Raw genomic sequence first — 10279 nt, 5'->3', positions numbered from 1 at the left:
ACTAAGCGCCAGAAGGCTGGCTGGGATAATGGCTATATGATGAAAATCCTGACAGTGGGATTTTCATCTGTATAAATTAGACCCGTTTGCCCTACCAAAAATGAAAAACAGTGGCTGTCGGATGTGGCCTCACTGGGCTGTATTTGTTGCAGAAATATAGGGCTGGGCGCGTCTCCGGCTGAAATTCATCATGTGCGAACCGGGCAGGGGATGGCACAACGCGCCGATCACTTCTCCGTTCTGCCGTTATGTCCTCGCCATCATCGGGCGTGTTATCCGACCGGATTTCATGCCGCACCGAAAACATGGCAGGCGGCTCACGGAACAGAAATTGAATTATTAGATCAGGTTAAAAGGGAAGTGAAAGAGGTACGGTTATGTCGGGTTTGAGATTTTCAACGGATGGGCTGCAATTAACCCAATCACAAGCAATCTGGTTACAGGAATGGTTATCTAAGTTTGGTGCGTGGGTTTACTCCGGCAGGTTGGATAAACGTCAAAGCAGTGTGATTGCTGAGTTTATGGCAAGAGTAGAGCCTCGAGACTATCCAGAACGTCCGATGTGCAATGACGACGAAGGCATGTTAATCGCCAGAGTAGTCGATCATATTTATCATCTCGACCGAGTTGCCTTTGCCATGTTGTTAAGCCGATATGTGTTTAACAGCTCAGACAGGGCCATTGCCCGTTATTACCATAACATCGTTAAACCGAGAAAGATGATGAAGCGGAGTGGTCAACTGGTTTTACGGAAACCTTCGCTATCAACCTGCCGTCGTGAAGTGGAGGAAATATTAAAAGCCACGGAATATTTGCTTTACCAACCATTGCAAGAAGCTTTTACGTGTCATGAACAGAAAAGAAAATCAAAAATCTTGTCACGAACGTGTTGACATGCTTGAGCCAATGAGCCACTATTTCAGTATATGTTGCGCTATTTGTAACCGTGACAAACAGGCCTCGCCAAGCGCGAGGTTTTTTTATACCTGAAATAAACATAAGACTTGCTGTTGTCATTGGTCAGAGTTACATGTGTGTTCTGCTGAATAACTGACCCAAGGTTTAAATTATCATGCTAAAACATGAAGATATGACAACAGCAGCTTCCTGTGTTCTGGAAACCGTACCTGTGTATGACTGGGTGCCTGTTTCGGATATTTCCACCCTGACGGGGCTATCAGCGCCGCGTTGCCAATTACTTTTAACTCAATTTTGTCTGGCTGGCCTGATGGAAAGCCGGGAAAATGACACGCTTTTCAAGCGCTGTCCCTAATAGGGCAATTTCTTAAGTGGTGAAATAGACGGCAGGCGGCTTTGACGGCCCCTGCCTTTTATCCTGTGACTTTCCAGAGAGCAAGTCAGTATCGATTTAGGGAAAAATATTGTGAATTTAAGTGATATCACATTAATTAATGATGACTCTCTGCGATTTATCAAAACGTTACCGGACAACTGCATAGACCTGATCGCCACCGACCCGCCGTATTTTCGGGTGAAAGCGTGCAGTTGGGACAGACAGTGGGAAGACGTGACAGCGTACCTTGCCTGGCTGGACGAAATACTGGCCGAATTTTGGCGGGTACTGAAACCGAATGGCAGCTTGTATATGTTCTGTGGTTCGCGTCTGGCAGCTGATACGGAACTGCTCGTGCGTGAGCGATTCAATGTATTGAACCATATTATCTGGGCGAAACCGTCCGGCCCGTGGTGCAGACAGAATAAAGAAAGTTTAAGGGCCTACTTTCCGGCCACAGAACGCATCATTTTTGCCGAACATTACCAAGGGCCTTATTACCCGAAAGGGGATGGCTATTTCAAACAATGCCGGGAACTGAAACAGTCGGTATTTAAACCGTTGATCGATTATTTTCGTGATGCCCGAAAAGCGTTAGGCGTCACGGCAAAAGACATTCACGAGGTAACCGGGAAGCAGATGGCCAGTCACTGGTTCAGCGATAGCCAATGGCAGTTACCCAATGAAACTGACTACCAGAAGTTACAGGTGCTGTTTGACTGTATCGCCAAAGAAAAGCACCAGCGCGGCGAACTGAACAAGCCCTATGATGAGTTGGTGGGATCTCACCTGACATTATCGCGGCAGTATGAAGAACTGCGGCAGGAATACGGCTTAGTGCGCCGTTCATTCACAGTCACAGCCGCCGTACCTTATACCGACGTCTGGCATTTTGCATCGGTTCAATATTATCCGGGCAAGCATCCCTGCGAAAAGCCCGCTGATTTGATGGCACATATTATTCAGTCCAGCAGCCGGGAAGGGGATCTGGTCGCCGATTTCTTTATGGGTTCCGGGGCGACACTGAAAGCAGCATTGAAACTCAATCGCCGGATTTTGGGTGTTGAGCTGGAAGAAGAACGGTATAAGCAGACTGAGCAAGAGATCAGCGAGTTATGTTCTACCAGTAGTAAATTGTGAGTTTACACCTCACTGAATTATGTACTCGATAGATAGACAGGTTTTATAACAGGTAGCCGCATTTTAATGCGTATTGATTCCGTTACAGGCTATTCAATTGAGATAAAAACCTGCCCTAAGTAATATTAACTGTCTATTTGGCAACGGGATGAAATTACCTTTATTAATTAACAACTAAGTGAGGTGTTTATGTCTGAAGTTAATAAGCCAGAAAATCTGAACGCTGAAAAGCAATGCAAAATTATTCCCGCACAATATAAGATTGATACGGTAACTGCGCCTGTTGGCTCTTGTCCGTGGGCGATGATTCAAGTGTATTTGGGAAATAAATTACACCGCAGTGATTGGGATGCGCCGGGTGAACATATGCGCCTGACATCTCATGAGCCTGTTTATATCGAAAAGAGCAATAAACACGGCGAGTGGTTTCCTTGGCAGCCTACCCCTGATGATCTGATGGCGTGTGACTGGCATCTGGTGAAATCAGGGGCAAAGCCACAACCGACTGATTGTATGCTGAACTTTGATCTCGTGGTCGGTACAGGGTCTTTTTCTAACAAGGATCAGATGTGGGGATATCTTGCTGATGCGGAATTTGAACCTGCAGGTGAGCATCTTGGCCCATTTGGTATGCTGACTGACCCCCAGAATAAAACCGTTATCACAAAATTCGCATTGCTTGTCTGGGATGGGTTAAACCAGAAAATCTTTATCCGGGTCTCTTCGGATAGCAATCAAGCCGGTTATCAGAAGCTGGTGGATTTATTTAAACAGAATCTCACGATAACGGTGGACGGAGTCCCTTATTCATTGGGTAACAGTATCGACAGCCATCTATTTGGCAAGCACGAATATGAATTCATTGGTGAATATAGTAACGATGATGCTAAAAAATTGGGTAGTCTGCTGCAACAACAGAACGCAGGGGATTCACTGCCCTATTGTTTCAACTGGAAATAACTCACCTCAATTTACACTCTGAGTTTTAGGCTGCACTTTATTCGGTGTAGCCTTTTTTATCGCCACTTTCCGTTTTTTCTCCCTCATTTGAGGGGCGAAAATAAGAAGTAGCCATCAATGTATTAATCGAATTTGCCACCGCAATCACTTCCAGAATTTCAGTATCTCCTATTGCGGCTGGCATCCCACTTACTACAACTCACAGGGGCGAACCTATTTCACCCCACGGACGCCCATTGCTCTAATGGGGTGGAATATGAAGATGAAAGAAAATCCTGATTTATGGGCCGAATTATTAAACGGCCTGAAAAACTCGTGGCCACAAATATCCGGCTCAGGTTTAGCCATCGTCATTTGTTACGGGCGTCTGGTCTATGACGGCGTAGACCGCAAAAACAAATGGATAGAAGGCGTTCTGTGCGGGGCGTTGTCATGGGGTATTTCGAGCGGGTTAGAACTGTTCGGCATTCCCAGCAGCGCAGCCCCCTTTGCAGGCGGGCTGGTGGGCTTTATTGGCGTTGAGAAGATACGCGAGTTTGCTATTCGCACCATTAATAAGAAATTGGGAGATAAACAGTGACCAGAGGCATTCGCAATAACAACCCCGGCAATATTGATCACAACTCGGCTAATAAGTGGCAGGGGCAATTGCCACATGACCCAAAGATTGAAAAGCGGTTCTGCCGTTTCGAGACTGCGGAACAGGGTATCCGAGCACTCATGAAGTTGCTGTGCAATTATCATAAAGGTGGACACAACAGTGTGTCTAAAATCATAAATCGATATGCACCTTCAAATGAGAATAACACTACGGCATACATTAATGGAGTTGCTAAAGTGCTCAATGTTGACCAGTTCGAAGAGATCGATATCAACAGGCAAACGCTGATTGCCCTGGCTAAATCTATTATACGGCACGAGAACGGCCAGCAACCTTATTCTGATGAAGTTTTCACACGGGCATTTGAGATGCTATGAATCTAAAACTGCGCGTACTCCTCATTGGTGCGTTGGTAACTGTATTTTGTCTGCTCGGTGGCCTGCTCTGGTTTTATTACAGCAAGTATCAGCAAAGGGACAGAGACTACAATGACCTGAACACGAAATACGAGCATCAACAAGCCATTACCGACAACGCCTACCACTCTATCAGGTTATTCAATGACATCTCACGAATTAATAGCGAAGACCGGAACCGGGCAGCCGTGGATTCTGAGCAGACTAAAGACGCTATCAAAACGATGGTTGTCAGTGATGATTGTGCCCATCGCAGTGTGCCTGATGGGGTTGTTATCCGGTTGCAGCAACACACGAACCGAATACGTTCCGGTACCACCGATACCCATTCCGGCGCATCTGCTCGCTGACTGTCTGCCGCCCGTGATACCGGACACAATGACATGGAGTGACAGCCTCATCCTGAATGAGCAACTACTGACGGTGATTGAACAATGCAATTTGGATAAACAGGCGATACGGGAAATTGAAGAGAACAACCCGCCACCTCAGAGCAAATGATATTGGGGTGGCAGGAGTAGGTTAGGACGGAATGCTTGAAATGAAAGCCCCTGCAATAGGGGCTAAACATTAGCTAACTGAAAGTGATAGCTTTTTGCCTATAGCGGCAACCGCCCGGCTAATCGTATCAATTTTAGTTGCATGACGTGGTGCAAGTATTCTTTGGATTTCAGGTGGACGGATACCGGTTAAGCGTGATAACTCAGCCTTATTGATATTAGCCTTTAGTAGCTCATTATTGAGTAAGATTTTGGCATACACGCTATCAGGTAAATAGACCCACTGTTCACCCTCTTGAATCTCAGGATCAGGCAAAGGAAAGTTTTTATCCATGTCAAAGTAGATTTCGACACAGGAAAGTAAAACATCCTCGGCCATTTCCATAGCTTCAGGCATATCTGCACCACAAGTGATGGCTTCGGGGATATCCCTGAATGTGACTGTATATCCGTTATCTTCTTTAACAAATTTTGCAGGATAGTACATATTGGCCTCTTTAATAATCTGTCGGTGCAGTGATAGCCCTCGTATTGAGGGCTAGAGTTTATTTTAAATCTAACTGCTTCTTGACTCCTTCGACTAGCCCTGTTGTCAATTCCTGACTTGGGTGTCTGGGGAGGTGGCTTATTTTGCCTTTGTAGTAGAGTTTCAGATGCTTTTTGCCATTTTCTGTTTCTACTCCTTGCGCTTTTAGCCACTTTAAAAATTCACTTTGCTTCACTGCTCCTCCATTCGGTTAACTTGAAATAATTATATGCAAAAATGCTAATAAAGGCAAGTGAAAAATTAGCATTTTTGCATATTGACTTAACCGCGCATTTTGCAACCAAAAGTGAGGTAAATATGCTTGAGCACCAGATACCACTACACAAACGTCCTCCTGGATTAATGTTAAGTGCCGCCCTAAAGGAAGAAAGAAAAGCCAAGATGTTATTGGATATCGTAAAGTTAAAGCGATACCACGGACTCAGTAACGACGAACTAGAACAGGTTATGAAGATGGCCTGTGAGCTTTCGAAGTAAGGAACAGGACAATGGCACAAAAGAAACTAAAGCTCACCGATGAGCAACAAGTTCTTTTTGATGCCCTAACAAAACAACAGCAGCAATTCGTGTTAGGCATCTTGAAAGGACTGAATCAGATAGATGCCTACAAACAGGCTGGATATAAGGCAAAGAACGAAAACACAGCCAGTGTTTCAGCCAGTCAGATCTTCGGAAATCTTAAGGTAAAAACTTTTCTCGATGCCATGAACCAAGAAGCCGTTTCCGATGCGGTGATGAGTCGTCAGGAAGCCCTAGAACGCTTATCAGCAATGGGCCGTGTATCTATTCACGATATTGCCGACTTCCGTAACAGCCAGATAGGGGAAGATGACGAGGGTAGGCCTGTACTCCAAGCTTCATGGCAATTCAAAGATTCGGCTTTGCAGAACCCGGCAGCACTCAGCGCTATTTCCGAACTGACCACAGGCAAAGACGGCATCAAATTAAAACTCCATGATCCGAAAGCGGCCATTAAGCAGTTGTCTGAATTAATGGGCTGGGAGGCACCGAAGAAAACGGAAGTCACCGGCAAGAACGGTGGACCAATTCAAACGGTAGCATTGACCAAAGCAGAATATCAGCAAGCCCGGCAGGAGATGTTAGATGAGGACGACTGCTGAGCAGCGGGATTTTGCCCGCAAACTGGAATGTGAAGAAGACGGCTTATACTTTTCCCGTTACTTCTTCAAACAACGCATGGGCAGCAAGATGATTGTGGCCCCGCATCACCGGGTGATTGATGAAACCCTACAGCGGGTGATAGACGGTGAAATATCCCGGCTGATTATCAATGTCCCGCCCGGTTATACCAAAACGGAGCTGGCGACGATTAATCTGATGGGACGGGGGCTGGCCCTCAATCACCGTGCCCGGTTTATGCACCTGTCGTACTCCCACAATCTGGCCTTACTCAATTCATCAACTACCCGCAATATGGTGAAATCACCGGCGTATCAATCACTGTGGCCCATGGCCTTACGTGATGATGCCGACAGTAAGGCGATGTGGTGGACAGCGCACGGCGGCGGGGTCTATGCCTCTTCCGCCGCGGGACAGGTTACCGGATTTCGTGCCGGTCATATGGAACCCGGCTGGCAGGGGGCATTAATCATTGATGACCCGGTAAAGCCCGATGATGCTTACAGTGAAACGGTGCGTAATGGCGTGAATAACCGTTTCAATGAAACCATCAAATCCCGTCTGGCCATCGAGACGACACCGATGATTGTCATTATGCAGCGTATCCACTATCACGACCTGAGCGGCTATCTGTTACGGGGAGGCAGTGGTGAGCAATGGCATCACCTTTGTTTGCCGGTGATTATCGATAACGCAGCTTCTTACGAAACCCTGTTCCCTGAACACACCCATGCCATTCCCATTGCGTATGGCTTGCCGGATGGCTGGTTATGGCCGTTCAAGCACAACGAATCACACCGAGTCTCTCTCTTCTCTCATCGCCGGACGGCTGAGGCGCAATATATGCAGCGGCCGCGTAAGTTCAATGAAGAAGGGGCGTTGTGGGATGAGCAGATGATAGTGGCCTCCCATGCCATGACGATCATTCAGGAACTGACCCGTACTGTCGTCGCCATCGACCCGCAGGCAACGAATTCTGAAGAGAGTGATGAAACGGGGATTGTGGTGACCAGTCGCTATGGCACCGGTGACAGTAAGCAATACAGCGTTGAGGCCGATTACAGTGGCAAGTATTCCCCCAATGGCTGGGCGACCAAAGCGATGACCGCCTATGAAGAGCACGAGGCCGATGCGATTGTTATCGAAACCAATCAGGGGGGCGATATGGCCGAAAGCACCCTCCGGAATGCCGGCTTCAAAGGCCGGATTATTCGTGTGCATGCCAGTAAGGGGAAGTTTGCCCGTGCCGAACCGATATCTGCGCTCTATTCACAAGGGCGGGTTGCGCATCGTGGCAGCCTGTACCCACTGGAAAACCAACTGATGGAATATGTGCCGGCGACCGCGAAAAAATCCCCTGACCGGCTGGATGCCATGGTATGGGGGCTGACGGAGCTGTCACAGAAGAAGGGCAGTTTCTTTACAAGAAAGAGGTAATTTTCATGTGGCCATTTTCAAAACGAAAGCTCACCACATCCCCGGTTAAACGCTCGGCGTTCTCCACCGACTTATATCCCGCATTGGCAAAAGAGAACGGCTTCAAGGGGCTGGATTTACCGCAACCTGCTATACCGGGTGTGGCGATGGATTCGATTGATGGTTCAGTCCCCCAATTTAAGGCGGGCAGTGTCTATGGTGTTCCCGAAGCGCAAGCGGCGTGGTACGCCAATCAGATGTTTATCGGCAACAATCTGTGTGCGGTGATTGCCAAACACTGGCTGGTGGACAAGGCGTGTAACATGCCTGCCCGTGATGCCATCCGGCAGGGGTACGACATTGACTGTGAAGACAGCACGGTTATCGACCGGCTCACAAGATTGGATAAAAAATACCGTATCAACAATGCCATGAAAGAACTGGTGCATTTTGGGCGTGTGTATGGGGGACGGATTGCTTTATTTGTCGTGGAAACCGCCAACCCCAAGGAATTCTACGAAAACCCGTTTAACCCTGACGGCATCCAGAAAGGGGCGTACAAGGGCATTAAACAGATTGATCCGCAATGGGTAACACCGGAACTGACGGCCGATAATGTGCAAGACCCGGCCTCACTCCATTTCTATGAACCGACCTATTACCGTATCGGCGGGCGGCGTTATCACAAATCGCATCTGGTGAAGTTTGTGCCGTTCCCGGTGCCGAATGTGTTAAAGCCGATGTACAACTATTTCGGTGTGTCGGTGCCTGAGCGCGTGTATGAACGGGTGTATGCTTCTGAGCGTACCGCCAACGAAGCCCCGCAACTGGCGATGACCAAACGGTTACTGACCATTGGCATGGCCGATGCTGAAAACGCGGATAAGGATGTGATTGCGGAAAACATCGATTACTTTACCGCGATGCGGGATAACTACGGTGTGCAGGTCACCGGCAATCAAGATACGGTTCAGCAGTTTGATACCTCGCTCGCCGATTTGGACGCGACCATCATGACCCAGTACCAGCTGGTGGCCGCGGCGGCGAATGTCCCCGCGACCAAGCTATTGGGGACCACACCCAAAGGTTTTAATGCCACGGGTGAGTATGAAGAGGCCAGTTACCGCGAAGAGCTGGAAAGTATTCAGGCTAACGATTTGGAAGACCTGTTACAACGCCATTATGACATTCTCTTACGCAGCGAAGGGCTGCCGATTGTCGATATCAGTATCTCATGGCGGCCACTGGACAGTCCGACCGCCGCCGAGTATGCCGACATTGAACTGAAAGACTCCCAGACCGCGGTGAACTACGCCAACGTGGGCGCGGTGGACGGGCTGGATATCCGTAAGAAACTGGCGGCTGACAAAGAGTCATCATATTTCGGCTTAGAAGTGAATGAGGAAGACTATGGCGAAGCAGATCCGCTTACGGGTGAAACGTGAACGCTGGGCGGTGCAACGACAGGCGGTCATGAAGGGCAAACCGCTGCATTATCCGGCGGCCTCAACCGACCGTTATCAGCGTGACCTGTCACGATTGATAAAACGGATGATAAGGGAATACCAGCAGGCATTAACCCACTTACCGGATGACTTCGGCCCCGTGGCAATGGATGCCAGTTTTGCCAGCCAAACCCGCATTTGGCTCAACAAATTAAAGCGTCGCTGGGACAGTATCTTTAATCAGCGAGCCAATGAGATGGCGGATAAATTTGTCAGTCAGGCCGATTTAAACTCCAAACGCAATCTGGATGATTCCCTTAAACAACTCTCCGGCGGGCTGACCATCAAAACCCCCGCTATGCCGGAGGCCATGAAAGACCGTATCACGGCTGCCACAGCGGAAAATATCGGCTTGATTAAATCCCTGCCTGAACAGTTCCACTTTCGTATTGAAGGGGCGGCGCTGCGTTCGATCAGTCAGGCGGGCGAGGGGGCGAAAACACTGCTGGAGGAAATTAAACACATTGGCGGTGTCACCGAAAAACGGGCGCAGTTTATTGCCGTAGACCAGACCCGTAAGATCACTACGGTGGCGAACTATGAGCGCATGAAATCAGCCGGCATTCGCAAGGCGGTCTGGCATCACTCCGGTGGCAGTGCCGAACCCAGAGCATTACATCAAAAACTCGACGGTCAGGTGTTCGAGCTGGATAACCCGCCGATTATTGATGAACGGACAGGCCAGCGCGGATTGCCGGGCGAATTGCCGAACTGCAAATGCTTTTGGACACCGGTCGTCGATTTTGGAGAGAACCCATGA

Annotated in this window: 16 protein-coding genes; 13 read left to right on the top strand and 3 right to left on the bottom strand. The window is 48.4% G+C overall.

Annotation, left to right across the window (positions count from 1 at the left end):
* The first annotated feature begins 75 nt into the window (after positions 1–75).
* From BM135_RS13620 to BM135_RS13600, 5 genes are all read left to right on the top strand, one after another.
* Positions 76–390, top strand: a complete 315-nt coding sequence (locus tag BM135_RS13620) for a Ref family recombination enhancement nuclease (RefSeq protein ID WP_092520442.1) — start codon at positions 76–78, stop codon at positions 388–390.
* The gene (locus BM135_RS13615) at positions 378–893 is read left to right on the top strand and encodes an antiterminator Q family protein (protein ID WP_092520440.1); all 516 of its coding nucleotides are present in this window, start codon (positions 378–380) and stop codon (positions 891–893) included. Before BM135_RS13620 ends, BM135_RS13615 begins: the two co-directional genes overlap by 13 nt.
* A gap of 179 nt (positions 894–1072) precedes the next feature.
* On the top strand, positions 1073–1273 hold the full coding sequence (locus BM135_RS13610; RefSeq protein WP_092520438.1) for a hypothetical protein: 201 nt from the start codon (positions 1073–1075) through the stop codon (positions 1271–1273).
* A 111-nt stretch (positions 1274–1384) separates the two neighbouring features.
* Positions 1385–2434 carry a DNA-methyltransferase gene (locus tag BM135_RS13605; protein ID WP_092520437.1) on the top strand — a complete coding sequence of 350 codons (1050 nt, stop codon included), beginning with the start codon at positions 1385–1387 and terminating at the stop codon, positions 2432–2434.
* Between the two features lie 189 nt (positions 2435–2623).
* Entirely contained in the window at positions 2624–3394 is a 771-nt protein-coding gene (locus tag BM135_RS13600; RefSeq protein ID WP_245737412.1) for a Thoeris anti-defense Tad2 family protein, read from the top strand.
* A 37-nt stretch (positions 3395–3431) separates the two neighbouring features.
* Here the strand turns inward: BM135_RS13600 and BM135_RS17080 are convergent, their stop codons facing one another.
* Positions 3432–3578, bottom strand: a complete 147-nt coding sequence (locus BM135_RS17080) for a hypothetical protein (RefSeq protein WP_175486151.1) — start codon at positions 3576–3578, stop codon at positions 3432–3434.
* Between the two features lie 72 nt (positions 3579–3650).
* On the opposite strand from BM135_RS17080, the gene BM135_RS13595 reads away from it, so the two are divergent.
* Genes BM135_RS13595 through lysC form a run of 4 tightly spaced genes read left to right on the top strand, consistent with a single transcriptional unit; the run spans position 3651 to position 4912 of the window.
* On the top strand, positions 3651–3974 hold the full coding sequence (locus BM135_RS13595; protein WP_245737411.1) for a phage holin, lambda family: 324 nt from the start codon (positions 3651–3653) through the stop codon (positions 3972–3974).
* Positions 3971–4372, top strand: a complete 402-nt coding sequence (locus BM135_RS13590; protein ID WP_092520435.1) for a structural protein — start codon at positions 3971–3973, stop codon at positions 4370–4372. Before BM135_RS13595 ends, BM135_RS13590 begins: the two co-directional genes overlap by 4 nt.
* Positions 4369–4761 carry a hypothetical protein gene (locus BM135_RS13585; protein ID WP_092520434.1) on the top strand — a complete coding sequence of 131 codons (393 nt, stop codon included), beginning with the start codon at positions 4369–4371 and terminating at the stop codon, positions 4759–4761. Before BM135_RS13590 ends, BM135_RS13585 begins: the two co-directional genes overlap by 4 nt.
* On the top strand, positions 4649–4912 hold the full coding sequence (lysC, locus tag BM135_RS18035) for an Rz1-like lysis system protein LysC (protein WP_092520432.1): 264 nt from the start codon (positions 4649–4651) through the stop codon (positions 4910–4912). Before BM135_RS13585 ends, lysC begins: the two co-directional genes overlap by 113 nt.
* A 69-nt stretch (positions 4913–4981) precedes the next feature.
* Here the strand turns inward: lysC and BM135_RS13575 are convergent, their stop codons facing one another.
* Both BM135_RS13575 and BM135_RS13570 read right to left on the bottom strand, forming a co-directional pair.
* Positions 4982–5398 (bottom strand): type II toxin-antitoxin system HicB family antitoxin, encoded by a 417-nt coding sequence (locus tag BM135_RS13575; protein ID WP_092520430.1) that lies wholly within the window; start codon positions 5396–5398, stop codon positions 4982–4984.
* Between the two features lie 58 nt (positions 5399–5456).
* A complete protein-coding gene (locus BM135_RS13570) occupies positions 5457–5633 on the bottom strand; it encodes an mRNA interferase (RefSeq protein ID WP_092520428.1) in 177 nt (58 codons plus the stop codon).
* 313 nt (positions 5634–5946) lie between these two features.
* Here BM135_RS13570 and BM135_RS13560 point away from each other — a divergent pair, with 313 nt between their 5' ends.
* The 4 genes from BM135_RS13560 (at position 5947) to BM135_RS13545 (ending at position 10279) form a co-directional block, all read left to right on the top strand.
* On the top strand, positions 5947–6579 hold the full coding sequence (locus BM135_RS13560) for a terminase small subunit (protein WP_092520423.1): 633 nt from the start codon (positions 5947–5949) through the stop codon (positions 6577–6579).
* Positions 6563–8035 (top strand): phage terminase large subunit family protein, encoded by a 1473-nt coding sequence (locus tag BM135_RS13555; RefSeq protein ID WP_092520421.1) that lies wholly within the window; start codon positions 6563–6565, stop codon positions 8033–8035. The genes BM135_RS13560 and BM135_RS13555 overlap by 17 nt, the downstream gene beginning before the upstream one ends.
* Entirely contained in the window at positions 7978–9459 is a 1482-nt protein-coding gene (locus tag BM135_RS13550) for a phage portal protein (protein ID WP_339385134.1), read from the top strand. The genes BM135_RS13555 and BM135_RS13550 overlap by 58 nt, the downstream gene beginning before the upstream one ends.
* A 106-nt stretch (positions 9460–9565) precedes the next feature.
* Complete coding sequence (locus tag BM135_RS13545; RefSeq protein ID WP_092520446.1) at positions 9566–10279, top strand: phage minor head protein; 714 nt, start codon at positions 9566–9568, stop codon at positions 10277–10279.

This window comes from Xenorhabdus japonica, assembly GCF_900115195.1.
Taxonomy (GTDB): domain Bacteria; phylum Pseudomonadota; class Gammaproteobacteria; order Enterobacterales; family Enterobacteriaceae; genus Xenorhabdus; species Xenorhabdus japonica.
The sequence above is the reverse complement of the archived record's forward strand: the minus strand, read 5'-3'. Positions and strand labels throughout refer to the sequence as shown.

Bases quoted from the DNA above. Each gene is read 5' to 3' on its own strand.
- BM135_RS13615 (WP_092520440.1), top strand. From the start codon at position 378: ATGTCGGGTTTGAGATTTTCAACGGATGGGCTGCAATTAACCCAATCA.
- BM135_RS13610 (WP_092520438.1), top strand. From the start codon at position 1,073: ATGCTAAAACATGAAGATATGACAACAGCAGCTTCCTGTGTTCTGGAA.
- BM135_RS13600 (WP_245737412.1), top strand. From the start codon at position 2,624: ATGTCTGAAGTTAATAAGCCAGAAAATCTGAACGCTGAAAAGCAATGC.
- BM135_RS17080 (WP_175486151.1), bottom strand. From the start codon at position 3,578: ATGCCAGCCGCAATAGGAGATACTGAAATTCTGGAAGTGATTGCGGTG.
- BM135_RS13595 (WP_245737411.1), top strand. From the start codon at position 3,651: ATGAAGATGAAAGAAAATCCTGATTTATGGGCCGAATTATTAAACGGC.
- BM135_RS13585 (WP_092520434.1), top strand. From the start codon at position 4,369: ATGAATCTAAAACTGCGCGTACTCCTCATTGGTGCGTTGGTAACTGTA.
- lysC (WP_092520432.1), top strand. From the start codon at position 4,649: ATGATTGTGCCCATCGCAGTGTGCCTGATGGGGTTGTTATCCGGTTGC.
- BM135_RS13575 (WP_092520430.1), bottom strand. From the start codon at position 5,398: ATGTACTATCCTGCAAAATTTGTTAAAGAAGATAACGGATATACAGTC.
- BM135_RS13560 (WP_092520423.1), top strand. From the start codon at position 5,947: ATGGCACAAAAGAAACTAAAGCTCACCGATGAGCAACAAGTTCTTTTT.
- BM135_RS13555 (WP_092520421.1), top strand. From the start codon at position 6,563: ATGAGGACGACTGCTGAGCAGCGGGATTTTGCCCGCAAACTGGAATGT.
- BM135_RS13550 (WP_339385134.1), top strand. From the start codon at position 7,978: ATGGGGGCTGACGGAGCTGTCACAGAAGAAGGGCAGTTTCTTTACAAG.
- BM135_RS13545 (WP_092520446.1), top strand. From the start codon at position 9,566: ATGATAAGGGAATACCAGCAGGCATTAACCCACTTACCGGATGACTTC.